General features: G+C 35.5%; 11 protein-coding genes. All 11 read left to right on the forward strand.

From position 1 onward, the window contains the following. Positions 1 to 699 precede the first annotated feature (699 nt). The 11 genes from ACZMIG_RS07735 (at position 700) to lpdA (ending at position 18,163) form a co-directional block, all read left to right on the forward strand. Positions 700 to 1,398, forward strand: a complete 699-nt coding sequence (locus ACZMIG_RS07735; protein WP_487889409.1) for a choice-of-anchor J domain-containing protein — start codon at positions 700 to 702, stop codon at positions 1,396 to 1,398. Further along, positions 1,399 to 5,028 carry a choice-of-anchor J domain-containing protein gene (locus tag ACZMIG_RS07740; protein WP_487889410.1) on the forward strand — a complete coding sequence of 1,210 codons (3,630 nt, stop codon included), beginning with the start codon at positions 1,399 to 1,401 and terminating at the stop codon, positions 5,026 to 5,028. 58 nt (positions 5,029 to 5,086) lie between these two features. Next, the gene (locus ACZMIG_RS07745) at positions 5,087 to 7,270 is read left to right on the forward strand and encodes a T9SS type A sorting domain-containing protein (RefSeq protein ID WP_418874914.1); all 2,184 of its coding nucleotides are present in this window, start codon (positions 5,087 to 5,089) and stop codon (positions 7,268 to 7,270) included. A gap of 14 nt (positions 7,271 to 7,284) precedes the next feature. Beyond that, positions 7,285 to 9,489 (forward strand): S8 family serine peptidase, encoded by a 2,205-nt coding sequence (locus ACZMIG_RS07750; protein WP_125104302.1) that lies wholly within the window; start codon positions 7,285 to 7,287, stop codon positions 9,487 to 9,489. Positions 9,490 to 9,492: 3 nt separating this feature from the next. Further along, positions 9,493 to 10,641, forward strand: a complete 1,149-nt coding sequence (locus ACZMIG_RS07755) for a hypothetical protein (RefSeq protein ID WP_418874912.1) — start codon at positions 9,493 to 9,495, stop codon at positions 10,639 to 10,641. A gap of 519 nt (positions 10,642 to 11,160) precedes the next feature. Then, complete coding sequence (gene lplA / locus ACZMIG_RS07760) at positions 11,161 to 12,132, forward strand: lipoate--protein ligase (RefSeq protein ID WP_021855441.1); 972 nt, start codon at positions 11,161 to 11,163, stop codon at positions 12,130 to 12,132. A gap of 24 nt (positions 12,133 to 12,156) precedes the next feature. Next, positions 12,157 to 13,248, forward strand: coding sequence for a glycine cleavage system aminomethyltransferase GcvT (gcvT, locus tag ACZMIG_RS07765; RefSeq protein ID WP_021855442.1), 1,092 nt, complete (start codon positions 12,157 to 12,159; stop codon positions 13,246 to 13,248). Positions 13,249 to 13,321: 73 nt separating this feature from the next. Further along, the gene (gene gcvH / locus ACZMIG_RS07770) at positions 13,322 to 13,702 is read left to right on the forward strand and encodes a glycine cleavage system protein GcvH (protein WP_021855443.1); all 381 of its coding nucleotides are present in this window, start codon (positions 13,322 to 13,324) and stop codon (positions 13,700 to 13,702) included. 195 nt (positions 13,703 to 13,897) lie between these two features. Then, on the forward strand, positions 13,898 to 15,214 hold the full coding sequence (gene gcvPA / locus ACZMIG_RS07775; RefSeq protein WP_021855444.1) for an aminomethyl-transferring glycine dehydrogenase subunit GcvPA: 1,317 nt from the start codon (positions 13,898 to 13,900) through the stop codon (positions 15,212 to 15,214). A gap of 40 nt (positions 15,215 to 15,254) precedes the next feature. Then, positions 15,255 to 16,700: an aminomethyl-transferring glycine dehydrogenase subunit GcvPB gene (gene gcvPB, locus ACZMIG_RS07780; RefSeq protein WP_302024055.1), complete on the forward strand. Its 1,446-nt coding sequence runs from the start codon at positions 15,255 to 15,257 to the stop codon at positions 16,698 to 16,700. Positions 16,701 to 16,837: 137 nt separating this feature from the next. After that, entirely contained in the window at positions 16,838 to 18,163 is a 1,326-nt protein-coding gene (lpdA, locus tag ACZMIG_RS07785; protein ID WP_487889411.1) for a dihydrolipoyl dehydrogenase, read from the forward strand. The last annotated feature ends 32 nt before the right edge of the window (positions 18,164 to 18,195 follow it).

Below are 18,195 nucleotides of genomic sequence, written 5' to 3' on the forward strand. Positions count from 1 at the left end.
TGAAATAGTTAAAATAACAGAGAAAAAGAGGACACAAACTGACGGAAAATCTTAAGTGTCAATTTACATTATATTATTTTTTTTGACCAAAAATAAAAAAATGTCTATAATTTCTTCTAATTTAAAATATTTTTGTCTAACTTTACCAACATAAACTTATCATCTTTGAACTACAAGATGAGACTAAACGCAATAAACATATGGATGAATTACCTGAATTTGCAATCAACAAATTGACTGGCAACAGAGCTGGTCGCAATATTCAAAAAACAAGTATCAGTAAGATAGCAAGTAATTATTTGCTTGGAGGTCAATATACACTAAAGTGAATTAATTATAATTAAACCTGCCTTGACTGTCTTAATTATGATAACACAGAAAAGACTATAGGACTATTTTTCCCAATTAATATTAGGAATAAACCCATTATTGAATATTTATATTTCATTAAGCCTTGTTAATAGGATACTTAAGAGTGTGAAACTAGCCTCAAAATAGTACCTTTTATTAATATCTATGACTCGATTTGTGTATCACTTCAACAAGAAACTATACACATAATTAAAAGATAAAATAGAGTCATATTTACAACTAAATTGATATACTCAACATTATTATCAGACAATATATAGCCATATTGGGTAAATAATTATCCATACATGGTTTAATTTATTACATAACCTAAAAATAATAAGTGGTATGAGAAAACTTACATTTTTAATTTTCACATTTATTATCTTAACGGGAATAAATGTAGGTAAGGCGCAAACGGCATTACCTTATAGCATTAATTTTGCAGACAGCCAGGAAGGATGGACTGCAGTAGATGAAAGTTCCATTCCTGGGAACACATGGACTTATATGCCAAAATGGGCCTATATCCAAGGAAAATATTATGGCAGCATTGTCCTTAAGATGGATTATTCATCAGCCAGTAACGATTATTATATCTCACCAGATTTTTCTCTAGAGGCAGGAAAAACATATGCTGCTGAATTCAATATATGTAGTCAATCTGACGGAAACGCAAACACTGTATCGTTTGAATATGGGATGTCAAACAGTGATATGACTGCATTTTCAAAACTTTCGGATGTAACATTAAATGACAATTCGGAGTATCCAGCAGCACAAAAAGTTGAAATAAAAGTCAATGAAAACGGTAAATATTATTTTGCTTTTCATTGTACCAGCCAACAATTTAACGGGACTGTTCTTTTATTTGAATTTAAATTATATGAAGAAGGAGGAAGCGTTATTGATCCCCCCGATGAACCTATCGTCAGCATCCCATATCATGTAGATTTGACAACCGACTATGCTGATTGGACTGCAGTTGACAATAATAGAGATTCACATACATGGACACCTGTTAATAATTTCGGTCCGATGTTGTAAATGCCCCTGACAGGCCAAAATGATGATGATTACTTTTCTCCTAAAATAAGCTTAAAAGGCGGTGTCACTTATAAGATTACAACCAATGTAGCTGTACAAGGCTATCCCAAAGGATATGATGTTGTAACACTTACCCAAGGAACAGATAAGACCAATATGACTCCATTAAAACAGTTGAATTTAATTAATAGTGGAGAAAATATTGAAGAAAACTATTTCACTCCGGGTGCTGACGGAGATTATTATTTTTCATTCTACAACACATCAAACAGTGGTGGAAACACTCTTCAACTTTATTCATTTGCAATTGAAGAATACGCAGGAACCATCACGCCTGAAACAGAAATCTATACTACAGATTTTACTGGAACAGATCCTCTTAAAGAATGGACTATTATAGACTCAAATAATGACAACGTAAAATGGGCCATTATAGATGGATACACGGGTCCATCATATGACGGGAATTTATCAATGTCAGCTGCTGATGACTGGCTAATTTCTCCTGCGTTAGATATGGTGGCAGGCAAAGACTATTTAATAAGATATACAATCTCTCAAGCCGGCGCTTTTGAAGCCGACGAACTTACTATAAAATATGGAACTGCACCAACCGCTAAAGGTCTGGATAAAGAACTTGCAAAAGAAACTATAAATCTAAATAGCGGTTCTGTAGAAAAGATAATTCGTTTTACTTGTACAGAGTCGGCTTCTACATACATCGGTTTTAATTTAACGACGCCAGTGCCTAATGGTATCGTGACAATAAATAAGATCTCAGTTATTCAAACATCAAAAGCACAACCAATGAGTGTGGAAAATCTTGATGTATCTTCAAACTTCACTCAAAAAAACGTAACTTTTAAATGGAAGAATCCGTCATATGATGTAACTAATGCTCCAATTCTTTCACCCGTAGATATTAACATATATGAGAATGGTGTAAGAGTTGGTTCTGTCGAAAATTGTGAAGCAGGGTCAACTGGAACATATACATATAACCCAAAGAATTTCGGCGGTATTGTCACATATAAGGTAACTGCTTCTCTCAACGGAATAGAGTCATTACCAGTCGAATTTGAAATCAATCTTGATGATGTACAAGGTGAGGCTGCTGTTGTACGTGAATTTATGACAGCTAATGATTATACAGAATGGATTGTAGAGAATAAAGACGGTGGGAACACCTGGCAGCAGATAACATACGAAGATGGCGGAATGTCTGTAAAACGAGGAAACAAAGACATTCATGACGATTGGGCAATAACACCTGGGGTCACATTGGAACCAAACAAAAGATATATAATAAAGTTTTATGTATCAACAAGTATGAATTATGCAGGAAGTTTAGATGTGTGGTTGGGTAATAGCCAAACATCTGCCGGTATGACGTCAAAATTAATTTCACTTGAAGACATTTGTTACAATGGCTATGTAGACACAACAACTCCACAATTCAGTGTTGAAACTGAAGGTGTATATTATATTGGCTTCCATGACAGCAAGACCGCAAATAGTATGATTATAAAGGGCGTTGGTATTTATTATATTGACACAGACGAAAAAGAGGTTCCCGTAATGGAAATACCATACACTGAAACCTTTGATCAAAGTGCAACAACTCCCAATGGATGGAAGATAAGCCGCAGCAGCACGCAGTATGGTTTTTACGTATCTAATATTAGTTTAGTTTCAAAAACGTTTGGAACTAGAGCATATTCTGGAGCTAATGCATTATATGCAGCAGGTGGAGCACCTGAAGCAAGAGAAGAAATTATTTATACTCCAAAATTTACATTAGAATCAGGAAAAACCTATAATATAAGTTTCATGTTAAACATGACACAAAACAATTCGAAGAATACACTTTCTTTATATAAAGCAACAGAGCAAGATGAATCTAACATCATTGGTGAATCACTTCTGCAAACTGACGAAACTACAAACAAAAGTTGGATAAAGCAAAACATTGAGATATCTGTAGAAAACACCTCAGACTATTGCTTTGCAATAAAAATAAATACAAATGAAGCAAACGGAGGTGAAATTATTATTGATAATTTCAATGTTGATGAACAGATACAGATTACCCCTGTAAAGCCTGCTGCAATATTAAATGCAAAAGCATCTGCAATAAATTCAAACAAGAGTGTACTTTTTGAATGGACACATCCTTTAGTTGATGAAGAAGGCGAGAAAATACAAAATGGTTCTATCATAAATACAAAAATATATGATGGTGATGAATTTATCGCTGAACATTCTGTGAAAGTTACTGATAATACGAAACCACTTGATGTAACCTACGTTTATACATATAGTGACAATAGCAAATTTTCAGGACAGAAAATATACAAATTAATACCTTGTATTGATAAAGAAATAGGTCAACCAACATCATGTGTTTTAAAAATTAGCAGTTTCACTGATGGTTATCTCAAAGAACATACATATGTTGCAGACTTCACAGAAGATAATAATAGATGGAAAACAATTGACGGTGACGAAGATGGCAACACCTGGAGCCACGAAGAATCAGCAATAACTACTAATGGTAAAGACGAATGGCTTATATCACCAGAGGTAAAACTTGATCCTACGAAATCATATTATGTATTATGCGAATTCGAAACCGATCTAAATCAAAGCGTAAACATTAAATTTACTCGTGGTAATGGCCAAACTATTAATGATCAAATAGAAATTATAGACGAGTTCAACGATATAATAATGAACGATTATACACAAATGGAAGTCGGTACGACATTCCATCCTGAATCAGAAAGTAATTTCTTTGGCATCCACATTGAAAACATGAACGGAACAAATGTCAGAATTAAAAATCTGAAAATAATGCGTCTATTTACTTCAGACGAGCCTGAGCCTCTTCCATATTCTGAAGATTTTGAAAATCGTACAGATATTAATGAGACGACGCTATTTACGAATAAATGGGGATGCAGAACTTCATCTTCTGAACTATTCCATATAACAACTATGCCCGATAACACAATTACAGCACACTCAGGAGAATATGCTGCCGTTGCAAACGAATATACAATTGGCGGAAGAAATGAACTTCTTTATACTCCATATTTTACGCTTGAACATGGCAAGACATATGAAATTTCGTTCTATCTATATATGCCAGGAAACGGTGAGAATAAGACAACAGCAAATGTCATATTGGCATATACACAAGAGGAAAGCGGCATAGAACTTCCTGTGCTTCAAAATATCAGCGAACCGGTTAAGGAGTGGACAAAATTTACTATTAAATATGTTCCTGAATATGATATGGACTATTGTTTCTATTTTGAGTTTAATGCCGAATCTGCAAATTCAGGAATTATTGCGTTCGATGATTTCAAAATTGAGGAAGTCGAAGGAACAGACATTAAAGAGAACATAGAAAAATGCGAGATGCATTATATATCTTCAACATCAACACTATACGTTCCCGATAATATTAAATCTGTATCAGTGTTTAACGTACAAGGACAAGATGTTCTCAATACACAGTGTTTAAATAATACAATTTCGTTGGCTGAGCTATGTAGAGGCATTTACATCGTCAAGGCCATGACAAATGATGGAAATACACTTTCAATGAAATTAGTAAAGAAATAAATTAAACCTACAGCACAGTCTCATTTTGTGAGACTGTGCCAAACTTAATACAATAATTATGAAGAAGAACATACTAAAAAAAATTATATTGCTAACAGCAATGTTCTGTGGCTGTGTTAATGCAACGATGTCACAAGAGTACGGCCAGCCTATATCAATGGAAGGTGTAGATATGTATGGATTTATTACATTTTCACCTATAAATGAAATTGACGATATGATCCCTGGCCTATATAAATTCGGTATAGAGAATAATTATCGTCCAGATGATAATAGCGTATTATTCAATCGCTATATATCAGGAGGTGGAGTATATCACGATGGAAAAATTTATTGCAATATTTATAGTGATGAGACAAATCTTCCAAAACAAAAACCTGTATGGACAATACTTGATGGAAATACTTATGATGTGTTATATGAAAAAGAACTAGAGGACAACTGCCAATGCACAACGACATCATTGGCCTATGATGTAACAAATGATAAAATATATGGCATTGTAGTAGACTTTACAACTTCTCATTTAGTTGAAATAGACCCAGAAACTGGAGACATGCAAAGAATAGGTAAAGACTTTGACAGCAAACTACGTTTTAAAACTCTAGTTTCAACCAATAACGGAATGCTGTATAGTGTGGTTATTGACACTGAGGATTATAACCAATATTTATACAAGATAAGAAAATCTGATGGTATGGCTGTAAGAGTTAAAGCGATTACATGTAAGAATCTTATTGGTCCTGAAGACTATTTAGTAAACAATGGAACAGAACAGGCAATGTTCATAAATAGGGCTACCGGTAAGGTGTATTGGATATTCGAAAGTAGTAGCATGACACTTGATGGAGAATACACCCCTATCGTCGAGCTGAATCTTACAAACGCAGAAGGAACCATTGTTGCATATCTTACAAGAACATACCAGGTCAGCGGTGCATGGTTAAAAGAACCTAATGATGGTGCACCGGGAATTGTTTCAGACTTTAACTTTATCACTCCTAACGAAGGTTCTGTGGCTGGTTTCTTCCAATTTCAGATTCCATCTAACAGCTACCTAGGAACCCCTCTTACAGATGATAAATTGAGAGTTAGAATAACAGAAGGAAGCCAAACTCTTATTGACAGTACAGCGGCTCCAGGTTCTTTGTTCAAAAGTAAGGAAATTATTTTGCCTAATGACAACCATACGGTATCAATAACTATATCTAATGAATATGGAGAAGGTCCAACTATCAAACGTACATTCTATGTAGGCTATGATTTGCCTAAGGCGCCACAGAATATAAGACTTACATATGAAGGTCTTACAACTACACTGACATGGGAGGCTCCAACAGAAGGTATTAACGGAAATGCCATCGACAAAGATAATATCACATATAAAGTTATAAGATATCCAAATGAAATAACTGTAGCTGAAAATCTTAAAGAGTGTAAGTTTACAGAGACTCACCCTGAAGACATGACACGTTACGTATATACAGTGACATCAATGTATAATGGCAAAGAAGGAGATTGGGGGTTCTCGAACAACCTAATCATTGGCACTCCACTGACTCCTCCATATGGAGGAATGTTTACAGATCCTGCAGACATGCTCAATTACTATACCCTACTTGATTCAAATGGTGATGGTTATTGTTGGGGGTATGACTCAAATACAAGAAGTGCAGTATATATTTTTAATCAAAACAAAGATGCAGACGATTGGATGATAGCTCCTCCTATCAATTATAAGAAAGGTGTAATCTACATGTTAAAGTTTAAGGCTTATTCATCATTACCACAATATCCAGAATCAATGGAAGTTACCTTTGGTAAAGGGCGTACACCAGAAGAACAGAGCTTACAATTAATTAATATACCGGAAGTTCCAGGAGCAACAGAAGAAAATCCTGTAACAGAATATTCGATTCCGATAACCGTAGAAGAAGATGGTATATATTATTATGGCTTCCATGTAACATCACCTAAATTCCATGAATTTTTGTATTTGTTTGATATAAGACTAGATATTGCAACTGATGTCAAGACTGTTAAAAGTAATGATTGCATAACAATCAGCACAAGCAAAAACAACATAGTCATACAAAATCCTCATATGGACAAGATTTCTCTATATACAAGTGACGGCATGCTTATTGATACTTTCACAGAAACTGCTTACAACCGTTCTCTTAAATCTGGCATATATATAGTGAGAGATGGTAGTTCTACTCATAAGATTATAATTCAATAAAATAGGAAAAACATATGAGAATAAAAACAATATTGTTATTTGCAGTACTAACTGCAACATCACTCTCAATATGGGGACAATGCAAATTGTCTCCATATACCCAACAATTTGTAGAGACTGTTAGGAAAGAAAATATATCTGATGTTCAACGTCTAAGAAGTGCTTATTATTTTAAGCAAGATGATAATAAAGAAAAAATTATAATATCAGCCTTTATTCATCTTTATGACGGATATGATTCAGATATCCTTAGAAAATTTGGAGTTAATATCAGAACTATATTAGGAAATATTCTTACGGCCGACATTCCATTGGAAAAACTCGACAATATTGTAGCTTTAGACGGAGTGAAATATATTGAAATGGGTTCCCCTATAAGAAAAAATCTCGACAAAGCTCGCGAAGAAACCCGAGTTACCGACATTCAAAAAGGGATGTCACTTCCTGAGGAATATAGAGGTAAAGACGTCGTGATAGGTGTGGTTGATAATGGCTTTGAATTTGGGCATCCTAATTTTTATTCACGAGATAAATCAGTGTTGCGAATAAAGAGAGTATGGGATCAAAATATCCAAGGAACCCCTCCGGAAGATTTCGGTTATGGTTGTGAATACACAACAACAGAAGATATTCTAACAAAGGTAACTGACACTAGTAATTCGACACATGGAACACATGTATTGGGCATTGCAGCAGGAGCAGATAATACAGATGACAAAAATGTATATGGTGTAGCCACAGATGCCGAAATAGTATTGGTGTCTCTTAATGGCAACGAACTTATAAACAGTGATAACACTGCGGTTCTTGATGGCGTGAAATATATTTTTGATTATGCAAAATCTGTAAATAAACCTTGTGTCGTAAATCTAAGTCTTGGCAGCCACCTTGGACCGCGCGATGGTTCATCCACCTTTGATTTACTTACGTCTGAGATGCTCGGTCCAGGACGTATCCTTGTTGGAGCTGCCGGAAATGATGGAGGCTCAAAATGTCACGTTAAAAAAACATTTAACGGAGAAAAGACTGATACTCTTGCAACATTTCTCGATTTTAAATACACATATCCACAATCAGGAACAGTAGAAATATGGTGCGACAAAGATATGGCGATTAAGTTTATCCCATTTGTATACAGAGCCAACAATAATACCATAAAGAAAGTTTATGAGCCTGCAATATTTAATATAACACAATGCGACAACCGTTCATACAACTTCACAATTGACAATGATTCTATTTCCGGAAATTTATCCGTTACCGGTGAAATAAATCCTATAAATGGTAAAACACATCTCATGTTGAATTTCAATTATTTGAATACGCCAAATTATTATCATGGCTTATATATTATATCATCAAATAAAGGTGATATAAATATGTGGACGGAAAATATATATTCACAATTCAGCAACTATGGCCTTAAAGGATTTGTAGACGGTAATGATGACATGACTGTTGGAGAAATTGGCGGTACAGGAAAAAGAATTTTGTCTGCTGGAGCATATGTGACATGTGATTATTGGTTGCAATTCGGAGTTCCACACTACATTGACGAGAAAGTTAATAGATTAGCATCATTCTCTAGCCATGGACCTACTGCAGACGGAAGAATTAAACCTGATATTACAGCTCCTGGTACATTCATTAAATCATCCCTGTCAAACTATTATACAGGCGACAAAACAACATATTGTACAATAAACTGGAACGGTAATAAATATGAATATGGTTATATGCAAGGAACATCAATGGCTTCACCTTTCATTACAGGAGTAGTGGCAACATGGTTGCAGGCTTATCCTTATCTTACACCAGAAGATGCATTAAAAATAATGCAAAAAACTTCACGTCACGATTCATATACAGGTGAAGAGATTCCTACGAACAATTGGGGATATGGCAAGATTGACGCATATGAAGGTATTAAAGAATGTATACAACAAGCAAGCGAGATCAAGCCTACTGTCATAAACAATCCTCATATGATTATTTTTAATGGTAAACAAATAAAAGTTGTTCCAGGCTTTTATGATACAAACATCTGTATGCAATTATATAATCTTCAAGGAATATGCGTAGCAAAACATACAATTAGCGACATTAATGCTGGGGAAGAAATCGTATTCGATACAGATTGTATTCATAATGGTGTATATATATTTAAAATCTCTGGTGAAAAGACAAAATCAATAATTAGAAAAATAATAATTCAATAAATTATGATTAAAAATATTATTTTTGCAACAATAATTGCTATTACAGCACCGGTTTGCGCACAAGAAACAACGACAATCCCTACAATAGGGGAAATGGAAGGCGATTTTTTAGTGTTAAATTCGCAAGAATATAACGGAGAAAAAAGTTTGGCAACAATAAAACTTTTTAATATTGTACCAACAGACAATAGTTCTATCTCGGTAAGCGGGTTTTATATGAATGGATGTATTGATTTTAATGCTGAATATAACGAAAACACAGGTTCTATTAGTATTCCATCAGGTATTCCTGTATTTGATATGGAAACATATATGGTATATTTATATCCTTGGGATTCTGAAGCCGGAGAAGAAATCTTAAGGCCTATTGAATATAAATATATTGGCAATAATACTTGGGAATGTAATACAGACCTCATGCTAGTTGCTGTACAAGGCGAAGAAAAACAGACGGTTACATTCTCTAATGGGTCACGTATAGTACGTTGTAATGGCCAATCAAACAACACTTCATATGTTGGTTCCACAGGCAATCAAGATGAATATATCGAGTCTAGACCCTCTTATGTAGCAATAAATGGAAATACCATTGATATTTATAACATATTGCAAGCAGATCAATATGGTTATGGTGTACATTTAAGTGGAACAATCAACAAAGATGTTAACGAAGTAATGTTTAGATATACACTAACAGGACATGCCAATGATGGTACGTATAGAATGCTCACAGGATGTGAGTATGACGTTGAGACAAACATGCCCACAGGAATGTCTTATCCTGAGACAAGCAATGTGGGTATGATACATGCAACCATTGATATGGAAAAAGGTGAAATCGCCTTTAATCCGATGGCAATATGGGCTGCAGAATATGACACCAGTACAGGTAATATTTCAGTTAATGAAAATCTACTCTATGAATTTGTTAAAACTGTAAATGTAAATTATGACATTAATAATTCTGATGTCTCGGCAATAGAAACGCCTAATATTGCAGATACAAATAAAGAGGTAAAACAAATAAAATATTATGCGATAGATGGAAGCAAACTTAAAACACCTCAATACGGCAGCCTTGTTATAAAAATGACAATATATAATGACGAGTCAAGAAAAACTGAGAAAGTTATTTTTAAAGGATACAAATAACATCAACAATTATATTTCATAGCGAAGAAGCGGAATTTCTTATACTGAAGTTCCGCTTCTTTGTTATATTATTGACAAAAACTATCCATAATAAATCTCAAATAAATAATATATACTTATTTTTATCTTATATATTACTGTGCGTACCCAAATAACACATATATCAAATCAAATATATAAATTTACACTTTGATACATCAAATACGTATTATGATATCACATTAACAGTCATGGAAAATACAATTTTCACGTTTCTAGCGACAATCAAGTTAATTGTGTCAAATTATCAATCTTACTAAGGTGTAAAAAATGATTATGGCAAAAGATGTTTTATTACAAAAGTTTAATTTTCTATTATTTTTTCATCACATGCTTGTTGATAAACAATTAATTATTTATCTTTGTATAGGATTTAAAATTATCCTATTCAAGTTTAGAACCTAAAATCTGCATGAAAAATAGTGACTTAAGCCACTACATACTTGCAGAAGAACCTTAAAAAAGAAAGACAACAATTATATGGTATACATATCTCTACCGGAGAATAGCACAAGGCAGTTATCTTTTTATCTTGCCATGGAAGAATACGCAGCCAGAAACATCAATGAATATGATTGTTTCTTTCAATGGCAAGTTGAGCCATCTGTGATATTTGGGCGCAATCAATTAATTGAGAATGAAGTAAACATTGAATATTGTCGCAAGAATGGCATAAAGATGTATAGACGCAAAAGTGGCGGAGGGTGTGTATATGCAGACATGAGCAACATCATGTTTTCATACATAACAAGTGAAGAAAGTGTAGGCTTCACTTTCAACCGATACATTAACACCGTAATACATTTACTTAGAAAATTAGGCGTCGAAGCCACAACAAGCGGGCGTAATGACATTCTGATTGATGGTAAGAAGGTATCCGGAAATGCATTCTATCATATACCAGGACGAAATATAGTACATGGCACCATGCTCTATGATACAGACATGCAAAACATGGTAGGAAGTATTACTCCATCAGACGAAAAACTGATGAGCAAAGGAATAAAGAGCATAAGACAGAGGATAAATCTTCTAAAAGACTATATCAGCCTTGATATTGATGAATTTAAAGAATATGTGAAGAAGAACTTATGTGATAAGGAAATCGTACTAACGGAAGAAGATGTCGAAAAAATCAAAGAAATTGAAAAAGAATATCTTTCAACCGAGTTCATCTACGGCAACAACCCCAAATATACTGTTATTAAACGTAAAAGAATTGAACATGCAGGAGATTTTGAGTTGAGGATGGATATAAAAAATGGCATAATAAAAGATATTGAAATATTGGGTGATTTCCTAATCACAGGTGATATAAACGAAAGCATTAAAAACCGGCTTAAGAATGTGAAATTGGATAAGGAGTGTATTGAAAAAGCGTTGCCGGAACAGCTTGATGATGTCATAATGAACTTAAATAAAGACGAATTTATTAATATCATAATAAACTAAAAACATTTAAAAACCTTAGAAAATATGGAAAACAAAAAGACCTGTCTGCATGACAAGCATGTTGAGGCCGGAGCGCTAATGCAACCCTTCGGCGGTTTTGATATGCCAATTCAGTACACATCAATCATCGATGAACACAATGCGGTAAGACAGCATTGTGGAGTGTTTGATGTGTCACATATGGGCGAAATAACCGTTACAGGTAATGATGCAGAGAAATATGTAAGTCATATATTTACAAATGACATTAAAGACGCCACAGTAGGCAAAGTTTACTATGGCATGATGCTGTATGAAGATGGTGGTGTTGTAGATGACCTTTTAGTATATAAAATGGGAGAAAACAACTTCTTCCTTGTAATAAATGCAGCCAATATAGATAAAGATGCTAAATGGATTAACGATAATGCAAAAGGTTATGACGTTGAGATAACAAACCGTTCAGACTATTACGGCCAGCTGGCAGTGCAAGGTCCTGAGGCAGAAGATGTCATGAGAGAGGTTTTAGGTCAAGAATGTAGTGATCTTACATTCTATACAGCTAAAACTGTAATGATAGATGGTGTAGAAACAATTATAAGCCGTACTGGATATACTGGCGAAGACGGATTTGAGATCTATAGTAGCCATGAATATATTAGAAAAGCATGGGATGAATTAATGAAGAGCGGACGCTGTAAACCATGTGGTCTTGGCTGCCGTGACACTTTACGTTTTGAAGCAGGACTTCCTCTATATGGTAACGAACTAAGCGACAAGATAACACCTGTTATGGCAGGTCTGAGCATGTTCTGTAAACTCGACAAACCAGAATTTATTGGAAAAGAAGCTATTGCGAAACAAAAGGCAGAAGGAATTAAGCTAAAGGTAGCAGGTATAGAACTGCATGACAAAGCGGTACCACGTCATGGATATACAGTAACATGCAATGGCAAAGAAATAGGAAAGGTTACAACAGGCTACCAATCAATATCCACTCAGAAAAGTGTATGCATGGCCTTAATTGATGCAGAATGTGCAAAACTTGGCAATCAAGTTGAAGTGCAAATTCGCAAGAAATCTTATCCAGGAACTATTGTGAAAAAAGCATTCTATCAAAAACATTATAAGAAATAAAAATATAGCTCATTATACAGCAATATTTTATAAGATTAAAACATAAATAACAACTAAAAATAAAGATAATATTATGGCAAAAGTTATTGAAGGACTCTATTACTCTGAGTCACACGAATTTGTAAGAGTTGAAGGTGAATATGGTTATATCGGTATCACCGACTACGCTCAAAATGCACTTGGAAACGTAGTTTATGTTGATATGCCTGAAGTTGACGACGAAATCGAAGCAGGCGAAGACTTCGGTGCTGTTGAAAGCGTAAAAGCTGCAAGCGACCTTATATCTCCTGTAAGCGGAACTGTCGTTGAGATTAACGAAAACCTTGAAGATACACCAGAACTTGTTAACAAGGATGCATATGAAAACTGGATCATAAAGGTTGAACTGACAAATAAAGAAGAACTCAACGAACTTATGGACGCAGAAGCTTATAAGAATTTCTGTGAGAAATAAAAATTACGTCAATATTTTGGGGTTAATTGAAGCGTGCATGTCTTGTTTCGTACAAAAGGGTGAATAAAAATCTAAAATATCTGATTTTGATAGCCATAAATATATGTACAATCTAAAGATTAAAACTTCAATTAACTCCAAATACTTCTTTATATTTATCGTAAACATATACAAACTCTTACACCTTAAATCCTAATGGCTTACAAATATTTTCCTCATACAGAAGAAGACATTGAACAAATGCTCAATGTCATCGGAGCTAAATCGCTGAAAGAACTTTATGCCGAAGTACCTGAAGAGATTATCTTTAAGGACCAGTATGAATTACCTGAAGCCAAAAGCGAAGTAGAAATACGTCAATTATTCAGCAAAATTGGCGAGAAGAACAAGAAATACACATGTTTTGCCGGAGCTGGAGTATACGACCACTATACCCCAGCAATAATACCACAATTAATACAACGTTCTGAATTCCTGACAAGTTACACGCCATACCAGGCTGAAATTTCACAAGGAACGTTACATTATATCTTTGAATATCAAAGTATGATGACAGAACTGACAGGTATGGATGTTTCAAATGCATCAATGTATGATGGTACGACTGCTACTGCAGAAGCTGTAATGATGGCATTCGGAGCTGCAAGAAAAGCTGATACAGTGCTTGTATCTGAAACAATAGATCCAAAGACTCTTGCAGTTATTAATACATATGCTCATTTCCACAATATCAAAATAGAAATGGTAAAGCAGGAAGAGGGAGTTACAGATATGAAATCAATGTCTTCTCTGCTTGAAAAAGGAAATGTCGCAGGAGTGGTTGTACAACAGCCCAATCGTTACGGAATAATTGAAGATTATGATGGCTTGGCAGATAAATGCCATGAACATAAAGCCTTAATGATTATGAATAGCGTAGCAGCTGACTTAGCACTACTAAAGACCCCAGGAGAACTTGGAGCTGATATCGCTGTAGGTGAGGCCCAGTCTTTAGGTGTTCCAATGTCATTCGGAGGTCCATATATCGGGTATTTATGCTGTACAGAAAAGCTTATGCGCAAAATGCCAGGACGTATTGTCGGAGAAACACGTGACAGCAGAGGACAACGCACTTTTGTACTTACATTACAAGCAAGAGAACAGCATATACGCCGCCAAAAGGCAACATCAAACATTTGTTCAAATCAAAGTTTGATGGCATTATTTGTTACAATATATATGTCAGTGATGGGCAAAGAAGGCCTTAAAGAAGCTGCAACTCTATCATATTCCGGAGCACACTATCTTTGTGATCAACTTAAAAATACGGGACACTTTAAACTCGCATACGACAAGCCTTTCTTTAATGAATTCTGCGTCAAATATGACGGGAACGTAGACGAGCTGCAGAAAAAACTAATGGACAATGGTATTCTGGGCGGTATAAAAGTAGCAGATGACACAATAATGTTTGCAGTAACAGAGAACCGCACTAAAGAAGAAATAGACAAATTAGTTGATCTATGCAAATAAACATGTAACCGTTATTTTAACAATCTGAAAAAGCACAATCATGAATAACAAATTATATGGCAAATTAATATTCGAGTTATCTCACCCCGGAAGAAAGGGCTACTCGATGCCAGAAAATAAATTCGGCAATTATACTCTGCCCGCAGAAATGAAAAGAAGCAAAGATGCCATGCTTCCTGAATGTGATGAACTTACAGTTGTACGTCATTATACAAATCTTAGCGGAAACAACTTTGGTGTTAACAACGGCTTCTATCCCTTAGGAAGCTGTACTATGAAATATAACCCTTCAATAAATGAAGAAATGGCTGCAGCAGATGCATTTACAGCTTTGCATCCACTACAACCAGAAAATACATGCCAAGGTGCATTGGAGGTTTATTATAACCTCCAAAAATCACTTGCTGCAATAACTGGCCTTGAAGAGTTTACATTGAATCCTTTTGCAGGTGCACACGGAGAGTTGACCGGTCTTATGATTATTCGTGCATGGCATGAGAGCCGAGGCGACCACAAACGTGTAAAAGTAATTATACCTGACTCTGCTCACGGAACAAATCCTGCTTCTGCTGCAGTATGTGGACTTGAGATTGTTGAGGTAAAAAGTACAGCAGAAGGAATTGTTGACGTAAACGATCTTCGCGGACTGCTTGACGATACTGTCGCTGCAATGATGATGACAAATCCTAATACGTTAGGATTGTTTGAAAAAGAAATTCCGGAAATAGCTAAGCTAGTTCATGAATGCGGTGGACTAATGTATTATGATGGTGCAAACCTTAATCCAATGCTCGGTGTATGCCGTCCTGGTGACATGGGTTTCGATGTAATGCACATAAATCTTCATAAAACATTCTCAACGCCTCATGGAGGTGGCGGTCCCGGCTGTGGCCCTGTAGGCGTAAGAAAAGGACTGGAACATCTACTTCCCTGCCCTAAAGTAGTCAAAGAAGGTGACACCTACAAAGTTCATACTCAAGGTGAAGGTGATATTCATGTAGGAGCATACCTAGGAAACTTTGGTGTTGCGGTAAAGGCTTATTCATATATTCTGTCATTAGGAAAAGAGAATATAAAGATGGCAGGTCCATTAGCAACACTTAATGCTAACTATATTAAAGAACGTCTAAAAGATGTATACGACCTACCGATTGCCTCTATTTGCAAACATGAATTTGTGTTCAACGGACTCAAAGACAAATCGACAGGTGTGACCACTATGGATGTTGCCAAGCGTTTGTTGGACTATGGGTTCCATGCTCCGACAATTTACTTCCCTCTGCTATTCCATGAAGCAATGATGATTGAACCGACAGAAACGGAAAGTAAGGAAACTATAGATGAATTTATCAACATTATGCGTATAATAGCCCAAGAGGCAAAAGATAATCCTGAACTTGTTAAAACTGCACCTCACAACACCCCAATAGGACGTGTAGATGATGTGTTGGCAGCCAAACAACCAGTGTTGAGATATAAAGGATAATCTCTATACAGATTATTTTGGCAGTAAGTCTTGTCGATTTCTGAAATACACGAAGCCGGCAAGACTTACTTTTATCCCATAAAAATGTTTTAAAGAAGAATATCTTTATACAATATAATTAAAGAAAATACTAATAAATGAAAACAGACCTTATTATAATTGGTAGTGGCCCCGGTGGATATAACACGGCATGCCATGCTGCAAAAAATGGCCTCAATACAATAATTTTTGAAGACAGACAAGCAGGTGGAACATGTCTTAACAGAGGATGTATACCAACAAAAACACTATGCCATGAAGCAGACATGATAGAAGCAGTTGCAACAATGACAAGTTCACGACCTGAAGTTGATTTCAACAAAGCCATGACTCGCAAAGAACAAGTAACCGCCCAACTCCGTGAAGGAGTTGAGGGGCTTATGAAATCTCCTGGCATAACATTTATAAAAGAACGTGCTTCATTTAAAGATTCTAAGACTATTATTGCAGGCGGTGAAGAATATACAGCTGATAACATTATAATTGCAACTGGTTCGGAATCAAAATTACCTCCAATCGAAGGCATTGATGAAAAAGGAGTTGTTACGTCAACAGAACTTCTTAATTTGGAAAAGCTTCCAAAACATTTATGCATAATTGGAGCAGGAGTAATAGGGATGGAGTTCGCTTCAGTGTTTAAAACGTTTGGAAGCGATGTTACTGTCATTGAGTTTCTAAAAGAATGTCTCCCCGCCATTGACTCTGATATAGCAAAACGCATGCGCAAAGTTATGGAGCGCCGCGGAATTAACTTTAATATGCAGTCTGCTGTAAAAAGCATACATAAAAATAACAATAAGTTAATAGTATGCTTTGACAAGAAAAACAAACCTCAAGAAGTTGAAGCCGATATTGTACTTGTTGCGACAGGCCGTAAACCAAACATAGAAGGACTTGGGCTTGAAAATACAGATATCAACTATGATAACAAGGGAATCAAAGTTGATGACAATATGCAAACCAACATAGGTGGAATATATGCTATTGGTGATGTTAACGGACGTGCAATGCTTGCACATGCTGCCACTGCTCAAGGCATGAGGGCAGTAAATCATATTTGCGGAAAGAAAGATGCAATACGCATGGAAATTATGCCCGCAGCTGTGTTCACTAATCCTGAAGTTGCAGGAGTTGGTTTAACTTCTGACCAATGTGACTCAATGGGTATTGAATATAATACCCGTAAAGGATTTTATCGTTCTAATGGTAAAGCCCTGGCTATGGATGAAAGCGAAGGCATGGTAAAGTTGATAACAGATAAAGATAATAAGATTATCGGATGCCATGCATATGGGGCTCATGCTGCTGATTTGATTCAGGAAGCAACGGCTATTATGAATTTCAACGGAACAACAGAAAACTTAGTGGATATAATTCATACTCATCCAACGCTTGAAGAAATTCTTCATGATGCAGCATTATAGCTTCTGACTATAAACAGATTACTACCAAACGA

The organism is Xylanibacter sp. (assembly GCF_057607445.1).